Origin of the sequence: Azospirillum baldaniorum (genome assembly GCF_003119195.2) — a bacterium.
Taxonomy (GTDB): Bacteria; Pseudomonadota; Alphaproteobacteria; order Azospirillales; family Azospirillaceae; genus Azospirillum; species Azospirillum baldaniorum.
On the sequence record NZ_CP022260.1, the window covers coordinates 400,986 to 413,151 of the forward strand.

Consider the following 12,166-nt stretch of genomic DNA (forward strand, 5'->3'; position numbering starts at 1 on the left):
CGTCTTATCCGCGTCTGTTCTTAAGGGGTGACGTTGAGCAGCATCGAGCCGCCATGGCCATCGGATGAGCGCGCCCGGCTCGACCGGCTGAAGAGTTATGGCGTGCTGGACACGCCGCCGGAGGCGTCCTTCGACCGGTTGGCCCGGCTGGGCGCCCGCCATTTCCGCATGCCCATCGTGATGGTCAATCTGGTGGACGAGACACGGCAATGGTCCAAGGCCGGCTATGGGCTGGATACGATGGTCGTTGAGCGCCGGCTGTCCTTCTGCGCCCACACCATCCTCGACGACGCGGTGCTGGTCGTGCGCGACACGCGGGAGGACGAGCGCTTCGCCGACCATGAGCTGGTGGCCGGGCCGCCGCACCTGCGCTTCTACGCCGGGGCGCCGCTGATCACGCCGGACGGGCTGCGCATCGGAACCTTCTCCCTGCTCGATCACAAGCCCCATCCGGAGTTCAGCGCCGAGGACGAGCGGGACTTGGAGGAGTTCGCCCGTCTCGCCATGCACGAGATGGAATCCCAGGCCGCCCACCGCGCCGCCCAGGCGGCCGAGGCGCTGCTGCGGGACAAGAACGCCCTGCTGGAAAGCCTTCTGGAGAGCGTCACCGACCCGATCTTCGCCAAGGACCGCGAGCGACGCTTCACCCTGGTCAACTCCGCGACCGCGCGCCTGTTGGGACGGACCCGGGAGGAGTTGGCGGGCCTGACCGACGAGGACCTGTTCCCGCCGGAGGACGCCGCACGGCTCGACGACCTGTGCGGGCGGGTGATCGCCACCGGGCGGGAAGAGACGGTCGAGGAGGAATTGCCCTTCCCGACGGAGGAGGGCAAACGCGTCCTGATGATCAGCGTGATGCCCCTGCGCGACGCCTGGGGGGCGGCCATTGGCGTCGTCGGGGTGGCCCGCGACATAACCGCCCGCAAGCGGGCGGAGGAGGCGCTGCGGTCGAGCGAGGCACGGTTCCGCACGCTGGTGGACAACACGCCGCTGCTCATGTGGATCAACCGCTCGGACGGCACCCCCGAATACTACAACGAGGAATTGCGCGCCTACACCGGCCAGGACCCGGACACCATGTCCGCCTGGCAGGGGTTCCATCCGGACGACCGCTCCGCCTATCTGGAACTGAGGACGCGCTCGATCGCCGCGGGCACGCCCTACCAGAGCAACATCCGGATGCGGCGCGCCGACGGGGCATGGCGTTGGCACCAGTGCCGCGTGGTGCCGGTGCGGGAAAGGGGCGCCATTGTTTCCTGGATCGGCACCGCGGTGGACATCCACGACATCCGGCGCGCCCAACAGGCGGCGGAGGAGGCCGACCGCTCGAAGGGCCGCTTCCTGGCGGCGGCCAGCCACGACCTGCGCCAGCCCATGCAATCGATCCTGCTGTTCGCCGGGGCGCTGGGCCCCCATGTCGCTGGCGACGCCGGGCAGCGGGCGCTGGACCGGCTCCAGCAGGGGCTGGACACGCTGAAGGATCTTCTGGACAGCCTGCTCGACGTGTCCCGTCTCGACGCCGGGGTGGTGGCGCCGCAGATCGAAGAGTTTCCGGTCGCCGACCTGCTCGGCCCGCTGTCCGCCGCCTATGCCCCGCTGGCCGAGGCCAAGGGGTTGGACTGGCGGGTCGTGCCCTGCACCGGCACGGTGCGCAGCGACCGGGTTCTTCTGGGGCGGATGCTGCGCAATCTGGTCGACAACGCCATCCGCTACACCGACCGGGGCCGTGTGATGGTCGATTGCCGGCCCCAGGGAACGCGCCTGTGCGTCGAGGTGCACGACACCGGCCTGGGCATCCCGCCCGACCAGCGGGAGCGCATCTTCGAGGAGTTCCACCAGATCGGCAATCCGGAGCGCGACCGCGACCAGGGTCTCGGCCTCGGCCTCGCCATCGTGCGCCGGCTGTCGCGTCTGCTCGACCATCCGGTGGATCTGGTGTCCCGTCCGGAGCGTGGCTCGATCTTCTCGGTCAGCGTGCCGCTGGTCCGCCAAGACGCGCCGCGTCTTCCGCCAGCCGCCACCCGGATGGCGCGGACCGACGCCATGACGGCGACCGGGGACGGGCGGCTGGCCGTGGTTGTGGAGGACGACGCCATCGTTCTGATGGGGCTAGCGGTGATGCTCGGCGAATGGGGATTCGAGGTGCTGACCGCCGGGAGCACCGGCGAAGCGCTGGAGCGCTTGCGCGGCGGCGGGCGGCGGCCCGACATCGTGCTGGCCGACTACCGGCTGCGCCAGGGCCGGGTCGGCACCGAGGCCATTCTGCGCATCCGCGACCTGTTCGGCGCCGACGTTCCGGGCCTCATCGTCACCGGGGAGATCGGGCCGGAACCGCAGCGCGACGCCGCGCGGCACGGTCTCGGCTTGATGCACAAGCCGGTGACGCCGCGCCTTCTCGAAGCCGCGCTGGTCCGCCATCTTGGAGCCATCGGGCCGGCTTGAGCGTTGCTATCACCAGCGGCGCCGATGGCGCCGCGCCGTGCGAAGGTTATGGAGGAGACAACAGAGTGCCATCCCTGTCGAAAGGCCTTGCCATGGTCGCCGTCGCGGCGGCGCTCGCCGGGTGCCAGTTTCCCGGCTTTCCGTCGCCGCAGCAGACGGCCACCCTGCCGCCCCCGACCGTGCCGAAGCCGCCGCCCGAGGAGCGCGGGATCTGGATCGTCGGCAGCCCGTCCATGCGGGGGGCGGTCGGCACCGCGGCCAGCCGCTTCAACAGCACGCCCGACACCCAGCCGCGCCTCGTCGCCGAGGGCGCCAACAGCGGATTCCGCAGCTTCTGCGCCGGGGTGGGACTGGAGCATCCCGACATGGTGGTCTCCGACCGCCGCATCGGGGCCGAGGAGCAGAAGCGCTGCCGGGCCAAGGGCATCACCATGACGGAGTACGAGCTTGGCCCCAAGCAGTTCGTCTACGTCAAGGACGCCCACATGATGACCATCCCCGGCGTGCGCGACTTCACGGACAGCTGGGGTGTGAAGGGCAAGCCGGTGCGCGGGGCCTGATCAGCGGGCAACGCTGGCGTCGGCGGCGGCCTGCTTGCGGAAGAAATCCACCCCCATCTGGATGCTGCGCCCGATGTTGGCGGCGCGGTCCTCGAAGAAGGCGGCGGCCTCGGGTGTGCAGACCTCGGCCGTCGTCTCGCGGAACAGCTCCAGCCAGCGCTCGAAATGCGCCGCCCCGATGTCGAAGCGGACATGGGCGGGCAGGGGGCGCCCATCGTAGCGGTGGGTCAGCAGGGCGACCGAGGACCAGAAGTCGATCATCTTCAGAAGATGCGGCTCCCAGTCGGTGATCGCCGCGCCGAACACCGGGCCGAGCAGGGCGTCGTCGCGGATCTTGCCGTAGAAGGTGCGGACGAGGGCTTCGATCATCGCCTCGTCGATGCCGGTCTTGGCGACCCGCTCGGCGATGGTGGCGGCTTGCGGCGACAGAAACTCCTTGTTCATCAGTATCTTATCTCTCGCTGTCTCGCGTCACGGTCCTGGGCTCTCCTGCGGACAGAGCCGCTTTCCCCACGCTTTCCCCAAAATAATCGGCCTTCTGGGGTCCCCGAATACTCAGAAGAGTGGCCTCGTCGGTCTTGCCGGGCACGCACCATATCGCTATTGTCTTGGGGAATTCCAGAGGTGCGGACGCACGCCTGGGATGCGGCACCCCAAGCTTTGGGGTGCCGGGCCGTGGAACGCCACCGGGGCCGCGTCGAGCGGACCGGGGGTCAGTACCGCCGGATCATGGACATCGTGAGGTTAGCGTCGGTCGCCCTGGGGTCATCCAGGGCAGAGTTCCACTCCGCCGAACTCGTTGATCATCACGACGCCCCGCTGGATCAGCCCGGCGAGGTGCTGGACGATCTGTCGGCGGGCGTCCCACGGGACGGGACGGACGCCCAGCACTCGCTGGGCCGCCTGCTGGACGTGCATGCGGTCGGTCACGCTCGCCAGGGTGAGGGACTTGTAAGCCGCCACGGCGGCCTCCTGAATCTCGGGTTCCACCGGCTCCTCCTTGACCTCCGGCTCGCTGTTCAGTGGTTCTGATTCCTGGTTCTGTTCTGTGTTACCAGCAGTGACACCTGCTGTCCTTGGCCGGTTACACCTGCTGTCACTGTTGGTGTCACGTCGTTCCTTCACCAGAGCGGCATGGCCAACCAGCCGGTAGGTCAGCCCCCGGCCCTCGTTCTTGATCACCTCGACTAGCCCCTTGAGCTTCAGCCCGCCGATCACGCTGTTGACCCACTTTCGGGACCGGCCGAGCATCGCGGCCAGTTTGGACTGGCGAGGCCAGCAGACTCCATCGGGGTTGGCCATCAGGGCCAAGGAGGTCAGCACAGCGATTTCGTTCGCGTCCGCATTGGGGCCGAACCAGTCGCCGTGGGCAACTGCAAAACGTGGCATTCCTATTCGCTCCCTCGGCTGGGAGCGAGGCAAAACCCTCCTGTTGTCACCCTCCGAAAGGAAGGTTGACCGCAGGTGTGGCGGTGAATAGGCTGAGGTCGCCAAACCTTTTCCAGCCTATTCACTTGTGGGGGTCTTCCCGGTCGGATTGCAGTCCGGCCGGGGGCCTCGCTCGATTCTACATCAGCAGAATTCTCCTCCGGCCGTGCCCACCACGGGCATAGCCGTAACGACCGACGCTAACTTGTCCGTTGCCGCTGGGCAAGCGGCCTGACTCGTCTACTCCATGTGGACGAGGCGATTTTCTGTGCATAAACGCCTATATCCGGTGACCTGCTGACGAAACCGATGGGCCACTCGCTGTGTACCCACAACCGAATCAGTGGCAAGCGGACCCCCGAAGCCCTGGTGCTGGAGGGATGAATGGGGTGAAGCTAGTCACCGCGGAGCCTTGGTGGGCTGACATCACCTTCGGGCTGTCTTGGGTTCCAGACGGCCAGGATTCCACCATCCAGGTCCACCTGGGACCGGCCGCGGTCGAGATCCCGGCCCGCTGGGTACCGCCGGACCCCGCGGTCAAGCACCACGTCGGTCGCTGGGCCGGCTGGCACGTCTACGCTTGCCTTGACGCCAGCTTTTGGGTGCTGGGCTGGCACTTGACCGCCGATGACTGCGGGCTCTACGTCGGCCCGTTCAACGTCCAATTCGAGACCCGCCCGCCGCTGTTGCATTGAGCGGGTCGCCCGTACTACCGGTAGATCTCCGAATGCGAGACCGGGACCGTTACGCCTCGTGGGTGGTACTCTACGATCCCGTCACCTTCAAACCCATAGATCCTCTGCTGGGGGAAGATTTGGTGGAGATCGTTGACGGTTGAGTCTATTGGGGCCGGTGTTGGACCAGAATACGGGACCGGGGAGCCGTTCGGAAGAGTGGGCGTCATGAAACCGTAGTACTGAATTGGGTCCGCCACAAACAACCCCCGGACAACGTAATCGGTCACATTCCATTCGTTGTAGGCGAAGGTGTTGCTGTCGGACCGCTTGTCGATACTATCGACGCAGTCCTGAATCGTGAGCGGCCGATGTTGTCGTGCGGCGTTGCTACCAGCGTCCGTCTCGCACACCGCCATGAGCGATTGCGGCTTCATCAGGTCCAGGATGATGCCTATCGACCCGGTGGCGTGGCGTCGGTGGGGCGGCGGGAAGTCGATAAAGCAATCGCCGGGCTTTACAACCGAGCAAGCCAACGCATACGTCGCCGCGTTGGCGATGGATTCCCGGAGGTCATCAGGGAACCCAATGGTGAAGCCGATCCCTTTAGGCGTTCCCGAAAAATGAACTACCAGTGCATTCCGTTCCCGCAAGACGCGATGAACGTCGGGTACGCTTCCGTTGGTCAGCATGGCTGTGCTCCTGAGTCAACCGCTCGTTATGATCTGGGCACATGGATAGCACGGGTCCCCGCGGGGTAAATACCCCCGGAGGTCACCATCATGTTCGACAATATCCTAACCCATGCCGACACCATCCTGACCGCCGTCGGGGCGGTGGTGATCGCCGCGTCCCTGATCACCAGCGGCACCCCGACGCCCGATCCGAACACCGCTCTCGGCAAAGTTTACCGGGCTGTCGAACTGCTCGCCTTGGTATTCGGAAAGGCCAAGGACCGCGGTCCGCAAGGCTGACCGGAATTTCGACTTGGGCTACCACGGCATGGTACCCCAGTTGGTCATGGGCAACGTACACGTCATCACGCATCACATTCTGGACGACTTGCGGAGCAGTAGCTCCAGGGTGGTCCCGACCCCGCACGCGACTGCGAAGAACAACGCCACGGTCACCCGCTGGCTGAACGCTCTCCGGGGCACCCTCGGGAAAGCCGAGACCTTCGTGCTCCCCGACGAGGTTCTGGAGTGGCCGCTGGAGGACCTCGTGCCGGTCATGGATTCCGCCGAGGCGATGCTCCGTGCGGGCATCCTCCGGGCTCCGTACCCGGTCTGCGTCGTCCAGATCGCTCTTACGATCTGGATCATCGCCGAACAGATCATGGATGACGGCAGCGTCGGCTTCTATGTCCAGGCGGCGACCCGCAAAGACGACGAGAGTCGGCTGTTCGGGTACACCACGCTGATCCATCCGACGCTGGTGGACGGCCCCCCGCACGAACTCGGGCTCGGCGGCCAGTTCGACATCGGCTACGACGCCGACCCGATCCCGCAGGGGGAATTGGACCAGACCATCATGGAATCGGCCCGCGTGGTCATGTGCTGGCTGGTCATGATCAACTGCCGCGGGATTGGCATCGACAAGGTCGAGCCGCCGGCCAAGCTCAACCGGGCTCGTGAGAAACGGGGCAAATCGGCGATTCCCGGCTACACGGTGGTGACCCTGCGGCCGGTCGGCGATGGCCAAATCCGGGATCGCTCCGCGGACGACGACCACGCCGAGGGCACCGTCCGGCGGTCGCCGCGGGTGCACTGGCGGCGGGGTCACGTCAGCACCCGTTGGGGCGAACCCCGCTGGGTCCAGCCGGTCCTGGTCGGTAGGTCCAACGCCTGGGTCGAGCACCGGGCCTACAACATCAAGGGCTGACGCCTCGTCCTCAATTTTTGTTCAGCCCGTGCTCGCGAGTATGGAGCCGGATCTTCCAACGGGTTTCGACCTCGCAGACTTCGGCAGCGTCCATGTCAGGTGATACCCGCTCCAGGATGGAGAAGCGGAAGTTCGCGGGGTTCCGGTCGAGGAACTTCTTGTTTCCGCCGTGGCCGGTGTCCTTGTAGTTGAGCCAACGGCCCAGGAGGTTGTCCCTGCCGGCGGCTGAGCCCACGTAACCCTGCTGGATCTCGGTGTCGAAGATGTAGTAGACGCCCCGCCACTCTTGGAGCTTCGCCTTCCAGGTTTCTGGAATGACCTTCAGTTCCTCCCATGTGAGAACGAGTTCATTCCATGGCGGTATCGCCAAGACCAGAACGCTGCTCGGGTGGATCGCCGTGATCATGAAGACGTTGGACTCGGCTTTCCGGAGACCGTTCCGGTGGGGGATCGGGCACTCCAACCTTCCGATCAGTTCTGGGAAGAAGTCGGTCACGAGTTCGTAGTTGAAGCGGTAAATTGTCGATCTGTTCGTAGGGTCGAACGCTTTGACCCCGAACTCTTTCAGTTGCTCGGCACCGGGGGCGTCCCAGAATTCGTCTACCGTGATTTCGTGCCCCGGATTCTGGCGGTAGAGTCCCACGAAAACGCACGGGCCTCCCGAATCCGGCCCGATGAAGGACGCCAAATAGGGCCGATTCTTCATCCGCTTCTCAGGATCTGGTTCCTGGGTGCTCTGGTAGGCTTCGAACACCTCGCGGTGCTCCGCGACCAGCCAGGGTAGGGCACGCCGAAGCTTCGGCTCGGTTGGGGTGTGCCGGATGATCAGCACGTCCTTGAGATCGTAGCCACGCTTGAGCAGCAGGTCGTTGAACTGGAGCCCGCGGAAATCCTGGTCGGTCATCACTGAATCGCCTTTGGTGTAACCAGCAGAGGTTTGATCGGCCTACACGACCCACGCACTCGGTTCAACTCGCGTGAATTGACACTGTGGTCCACGCTTTGACTCCGGATCGAACGACCTCGGGATCGCAAGAGCATTTTTAGAGGTGGATTCATGGCAACATTCTACCCAAGGCTCATGTCAAGCAGCAAGAGGGACTGTCGCCCCTGACTGTACTGAGCACAAGCAGTGCGTGATCATCTGTGCAAAGAAATAATTTCCAAAAGGTGAGCAAATCAAGGTATTGTCTACGTGTTGATGTCGGTACCCAAGAAGGCCCCCGCGGAAGCCCACGCCGCGGGGGCCTTTTTAATTTCGACTCCGGGTATTCGGCTGTGCATCCTGTCCACGTTGAAACAGTGGGCACGGCATCAACATGATCGAACAACTACACCAGAAGACCGTCTGCGTGCCCTGCGTAAATACGCCGGGGCCACGACATGACCGATACTGACACCAACGACCTGCTGGCTTTGGCCCTTTTCAAGTCGGCCGGCGACAACCGCGTAACCAAAGACGCGACGGCGATCCTCCCCTGGAGCCAAATCGTCCAGGACTTGAGTACCCACATCCTCACGGACGGCGAACTCGACACAGAGGCCGACAAGGACCGATGGATGTTCACGCTCGCCCTGTACAAGGACGAGACTTGGGGCGACTACGAGCCAGCGACCCAGAAGGTGTTCCTGCGGGACCCCGAGGGCAACCGCATCCTGGACGGCCAGGGGCTGCCCATGGTTAAGGAGATCATCACGCCGATCAACCCGGACACCGGCAAACACTACGTCAGGCGGAGTGCGGCGAACCTCCTGGGTTATTCGGCCTTGATGCTGGACTACGACGGCATCCGGAACATCCCGTGGGCGAAGGAGCGGTTCGGCCGTTACGCACACTGCGGGTACACGTCCTACAGCCACATGAAGGACGGGCGGGTGAACAAGTTCCGCCTCATCCTGCCGTTCGCGACACCCTGCCCAGTGCAGGAGTTCGAGTTGCGGAAGAAAGCGTTCCTGCGGTTTAGCGAGACCGACGATCCCAGCACGGTCGCGGTGAGCCGCGGGTTCTACCTCCCCCAGGTCCACCCCCGCCGGGCACAATTCGCGGAGACGTGGTCGGGCGACGGCCCCTGGCTGGACTGGACCACCTTCAAGGCCGAGAAACCCTACGTCCCGCCGCCGATCCCGGCGATGCCACTCCCCGAGGGGCCGGCCCGCCTGTGGGGTCGGAAGGAGTTCGACCGAGTTCTCCAGCGGATTCGCGACTCGGCCGAGGGGAGCCGGCACCACAACATCGCCGGGGCCTGCCTGCGAGCCGGCAGCCTGATCGCGGCCGGGGTCCTGGACGAGGGCCACGCCCGGCAGATGCTGGAGTACGAGGCCCTCCGGAAGGTCGGTCCCGGCCGCCGCTACGAGGTCGTGGACCTGATCGAGTCCGGGTTCAAGAAGGGCGGGCGAAACCCCGCCGCCGTCCCCGGCACCTACGTCACGACACCGACACCTGAACAGCAGAGGCACATGGCCGCCCTGAAGGACCGTCTGCGGCACCAGAAAAAGTGGGCAACGAAATGACCGCCATGATGAACCCTAAGGTCGCGGCTCTGGAATCGGAGATCAACGGCCTGTGCACCATGATCGCCAAACTGGAGGCCATCCCGGAGGATGCCCGGTCGGTGACCAAACAGAAGGAACTCGTCGCCGCCCAGACGAAGCGGCGGAAGCTCCAGGAGCAAATCGAGAACATGATGGGCTCGCCCGTCAGCGAGGGCGAGATCCTGACCGCCGAGGACAGCCTGGAACTGGACCTCCAGGCCCTCCTGAATGAGACGCGGGCTTTCCTGGAGCAGCATGAGGTCTACTACGTCGCCACCGGCAACCTGTTCATCGAGTACAACCCGGTCAGTAAGGACTGGACGATCTACCAGGAGCGGGAGTTCAAGGGCTACTACCACCAGTTCAAGGCGGCGAAAAACATGGCCGCCCTCGACATGGTCATGTGGGACATGGGCCGGAAATTCAAGCGGCTGACCTACACGTTCGACCGCGTCGATTCCGACACCCTCAACCTGATGCGGCGGGACCATTGGCTCCAGCCGATCCGTGGCCAGGAGCCCCACTGGTTCTTCCATGTCCTGGCCATCGCCCTGGGGGGAGAAAAGGCGGAGAACGTCGAGCACCTGGAGAAGGTGCTGTCGTTCAAGTACCGGCACCCCGAGGAGTACCGGCTACCCTGTCTGGTGATCTACGGCCAGGGCGGCGTCGGCAAGAGCCTGCTGGCCGAGTTGATCTTCCCGACCGTCTTCGGGGCGATCCAGGTGAAATCCTGCCGGCCACAGGAGGTCTTGGGCGACTTCAACGACGGCGTCAAGGGCAAGACGGTGGTTCTGCTGAACGAGGCGGTGGCCGAGCGGGTGGACATGGAGGCGTTCAAGAACCTGATCCACTCGCCGTACATGACCGTGAACGAGAAGTTCCTGCCGCGATTCCAATGCGGGAACACGCCCCTCTACATCTGCGGCGGCAACGGCGTCGCCGGTGCGATCAAGCTGGGCGGCGACGAGAGCGACCGCCGGTGGAGCATCATCCGGGTCACCCGGTCGCTCGTGACCATCCTGGCCGAGTTCATGGAGGCCATGGAGATGGACCTGGAGGGGTGCCCGTCCTACGCCGCCCTGGCGAAGAAGTGGATCGACGACAACAACGCGACGCGGCTCTGCCGGGACCCCGTCGAGGTCGCGAAGTGGCTGGGGTACCTGATCGACAAGCACCAGGAGGAGAGCGTGATCCCGGCCCTCGACAACACCGACAAGGTTGAGTTGTGGAACACCCAGAAGACCGAGGATCAGGTGGTGTTCGAGCACGTGTTCCTGGTTCCCGAGTTCAGCCACATCACCCTAGACACCCTCTACGAGGTCTACAAATGGCAGGCCCGCAAGCACAATCCCGGCGGCACGCTGAAGAAAATCGGGACGATCCGCGAGGCCGGCCTGGACTTCCTCCGGAAACACCGGCCGGAAATCGAATACCGGGAGGTGAAGATCGACAAGTCGTCCAAGATGGCGTTTGTCCACCGGCTGTCCGGAACCCGGCTGGAGGGGAATGACCGGACGTACGTGGACCGTCTGCCGAACGGGTCGGTGACCAATTGTTTCGTCGAATTCCTCTGAAGAGGAGGGGCGTCTGTCCGGCTTTTGGAGTACTTGTCCGGGTTTTGGCAACGAAATCCGGACAGCCCAACCCTTTGGGAATCCTCGGCTTGTCCGGAGTTTGTCCGGCTTTTCTCTATTTCTGTAAACCTAATAAAGAAAGAAGGAGGAATTTTCCTATGGGTGTAGAAAAGACGTTTTGGCTTGTATTATGGGGTTTCCCGGAAATGGTCAACAATCCGGACAAACGCCGGACAGCGTGGGATCGGAACGGAGCGACGTGATGGACGAAAACGACGCGGACAGCCTCCGGCCCCACCCACGTTTCTCCCAGGGGCGGCACGGGTTCGATCCAGGCCCGGCCCCAACGCGGCAGCGGGGCGAGGCCGAGGCCGCCTTCCAGGCCCGACTGTCGGCTTGGGCCGAGGCTGTGCGGGACCACAACGAGCGGGCCATGAACCAAGGGTTCCGCCGCCGGGTTTACGGGACCGACGACCCACGGGGCACGGCCATGAAGGAACGAGCCCTGGCCGCCCTGTGGAAAGGGGCGGAGTGACCCGAGATGACACCCGCGTCAACGTTCGGCGGCTGGGCCTAAATACAACCCGAGACCGCAAAAAACGGACCGACCTCGGATGACCGACGACCCCAAGACCACCGCGACCACCGGCGAGCCGACCGCCGCCGTACCGGCCGAACCCGAACGCAAGGGCAAGGCGGCGACGTATTTTTCCTCCACCAATCAACCGGCCGTGCGGGGCAAACGGGGCAAGGACAAGCTGTCGCTGATGTTCGACCTCCGGCAGCGACTCGCCGACCTCGACTTCGACATCGCCCACGAGATCGTCACCACCTACAAGGCGGCCACCACCGTCGGCGACAAGCGGAAGATCCTGGAACTGGTCGCCCGCCACACCCTCCCAACGTACTCGAAGGTAGAGGCCGAGGTGACGACCAACACGGCCGCTCCAGTCATCATGTGGAGAGACGAATTCGACGCGGCCATCGAGATGGCCCAGGCTGCCCTGGAAGAGGCTGGTCACGTGATCGACGTCGAATTCACGGAGCAACCCGAGGAGACCAAGTCATGAGGTTC

General features: G+C 64.5%; 13 protein-coding genes. 9 read left to right on the plus strand and 4 right to left on the minus strand.

Going from position 1 to position 12,166, the window contains the following annotated elements; translation table 11 throughout:
* Nucleotides 1–27 precede the first annotated feature (27 nt).
* Entirely contained in the window at nucleotides 28–2,442 is a 2,415-nt protein-coding gene (locus tag Sp245p_RS28380) for a hybrid sensor histidine kinase/response regulator (RefSeq protein WP_014242299.1), read from the plus strand.
* Between the two features lie 65 nt (nucleotides 2,443–2,507).
* A complete protein-coding gene (locus Sp245p_RS28385) occupies nucleotides 2,508–3,002 on the plus strand; it encodes a type 2 periplasmic-binding domain-containing protein (protein WP_144019313.1) in 495 nt (164 codons plus the stop codon).
* Here the strand turns inward: Sp245p_RS28385 and Sp245p_RS28390 are convergent, their stop codons facing one another.
* Complete coding sequence (locus Sp245p_RS28390) at nucleotides 3,003–3,446, minus strand: group III truncated hemoglobin (RefSeq protein ID WP_014242302.1); 444 nt, start codon at nucleotides 3,444–3,446, stop codon at nucleotides 3,003–3,005.
* A 321-nt stretch (nucleotides 3,447–3,767) separates the two neighbouring features.
* Nucleotides 3,768–4,391, minus strand: coding sequence for a helix-turn-helix domain-containing protein (locus Sp245p_RS28395; RefSeq protein ID WP_014242304.1), 624 nt, complete (start codon nucleotides 4,389–4,391; stop codon nucleotides 3,768–3,770).
* Nucleotides 4,392–4,810: 419 nt separating this feature from the next.
* Here Sp245p_RS28395 and Sp245p_RS28400 point away from each other — a divergent pair, with 419 nt between their 5' ends.
* Nucleotides 4,811–5,125, plus strand: a complete 315-nt coding sequence (locus Sp245p_RS28400) for a hypothetical protein (protein ID WP_014242308.1) — start codon at nucleotides 4,811–4,813, stop codon at nucleotides 5,123–5,125.
* 14 nt (nucleotides 5,126–5,139) lie between these two features.
* Here the strand turns inward: Sp245p_RS28400 and Sp245p_RS28405 are convergent, their stop codons facing one another.
* Nucleotides 5,140–5,796, minus strand: coding sequence for a hypothetical protein (locus Sp245p_RS28405; RefSeq protein ID WP_014242309.1), 657 nt, complete (start codon nucleotides 5,794–5,796; stop codon nucleotides 5,140–5,142).
* Nucleotides 5,797–5,886: 90 nt separating this feature from the next.
* Here Sp245p_RS28405 and Sp245p_RS28410 point away from each other — a divergent pair, with 90 nt between their 5' ends.
* The gene (locus Sp245p_RS28410) at nucleotides 5,887–6,078 is read left to right on the plus strand and encodes a hypothetical protein (RefSeq protein ID WP_014242310.1); all 192 of its coding nucleotides are present in this window, start codon (nucleotides 5,887–5,889) and stop codon (nucleotides 6,076–6,078) included.
* A gap of 109 nt (nucleotides 6,079–6,187) precedes the next feature.
* Nucleotides 6,188–6,985: an AcrVA2 family anti-CRISPR protein gene (locus Sp245p_RS28415; RefSeq protein WP_041813197.1), complete on the plus strand. Its 798-nt coding sequence runs from the start codon at nucleotides 6,188–6,190 to the stop codon at nucleotides 6,983–6,985.
* Between the two features lie 10 nt (nucleotides 6,986–6,995).
* On the opposite strand, the gene Sp245p_RS28420 is transcribed toward Sp245p_RS28415, so the two are convergent.
* The gene (locus tag Sp245p_RS28420) at nucleotides 6,996–7,889 is read right to left on the minus strand and encodes a GIY-YIG nuclease family protein (protein WP_014242312.1); all 894 of its coding nucleotides are present in this window, start codon (nucleotides 7,887–7,889) and stop codon (nucleotides 6,996–6,998) included.
* Between the two features lie 479 nt (nucleotides 7,890–8,368).
* On the opposite strand from Sp245p_RS28420, the gene Sp245p_RS28425 reads away from it, so the two are divergent.
* The 4 genes from Sp245p_RS28425 to Sp245p_RS28440 all read left to right on the plus strand — a co-directional run bounded on the left by Sp245p_RS28425 (nucleotide 8,369) and on the right by Sp245p_RS28440 (nucleotide 12,161).
* A complete protein-coding gene (locus tag Sp245p_RS28425; RefSeq protein ID WP_014242314.1) occupies nucleotides 8,369–9,496 on the plus strand; it encodes a hypothetical protein in 1,128 nt (375 codons plus the stop codon).
* Between the two features lie 5 nt (nucleotides 9,497–9,501).
* On the plus strand, nucleotides 9,502–11,091 hold the full coding sequence (locus tag Sp245p_RS28430; RefSeq protein ID WP_129557249.1) for a primase-helicase family protein: 1,590 nt from the start codon (nucleotides 9,502–9,504) through the stop codon (nucleotides 11,089–11,091).
* Between the two features lie 262 nt (nucleotides 11,092–11,353).
* Complete coding sequence (locus Sp245p_RS28435; RefSeq protein WP_014242316.1) at nucleotides 11,354–11,626, plus strand: hypothetical protein; 273 nt, start codon at nucleotides 11,354–11,356, stop codon at nucleotides 11,624–11,626.
* Nucleotides 11,627–11,705: 79 nt separating this feature from the next.
* Nucleotides 11,706–12,161 carry a hypothetical protein gene (locus tag Sp245p_RS28440; RefSeq protein ID WP_014242317.1) on the plus strand — a complete coding sequence of 152 codons (456 nt, stop codon included), beginning with the start codon at nucleotides 11,706–11,708 and terminating at the stop codon, nucleotides 12,159–12,161.
* The last annotated feature ends 5 nt before the right edge of the window (nucleotides 12,162–12,166 follow it).

Bases quoted from the DNA above. Each gene is read 5' to 3' on its own strand.
- Sp245p_RS28390 (WP_014242302.1), bottom strand. From the start codon at position 3,446: ATGAACAAGGAGTTTCTGTCGCCGCAAGCCGCCACCATCGCCGAGCGG.
- Sp245p_RS28395 (WP_014242304.1), bottom strand. From the start codon at position 4,391: ATGCCACGTTTTGCAGTTGCCCACGGCGACTGGTTCGGCCCCAATGCG.
- Sp245p_RS28400 (WP_014242308.1), top strand. From the start codon at position 4,811: ATGAATGGGGTGAAGCTAGTCACCGCGGAGCCTTGGTGGGCTGACATC.
- Sp245p_RS28405 (WP_014242309.1), bottom strand. From the start codon at position 5,796: ATGCTGACCAACGGAAGCGTACCCGACGTTCATCGCGTCTTGCGGGAA.
- Sp245p_RS28410 (WP_014242310.1), top strand. From the start codon at position 5,887: ATGTTCGACAATATCCTAACCCATGCCGACACCATCCTGACCGCCGTC.
- Sp245p_RS28420 (WP_014242312.1), bottom strand. From the start codon at position 7,889: ATGACCGACCAGGATTTCCGCGGGCTCCAGTTCAACGACCTGCTGCTC.
- Sp245p_RS28425 (WP_014242314.1), top strand. From the start codon at position 8,369: ATGACCGATACTGACACCAACGACCTGCTGGCTTTGGCCCTTTTCAAG.
- Sp245p_RS28430 (WP_129557249.1), top strand. From the start codon at position 9,502: ATGATGAACCCTAAGGTCGCGGCTCTGGAATCGGAGATCAACGGCCTG.
- Sp245p_RS28435 (WP_014242316.1), top strand. From the start codon at position 11,354: ATGGACGAAAACGACGCGGACAGCCTCCGGCCCCACCCACGTTTCTCC.
- Sp245p_RS28440 (WP_014242317.1), top strand. From the start codon at position 11,706: ATGACCGACGACCCCAAGACCACCGCGACCACCGGCGAGCCGACCGCC.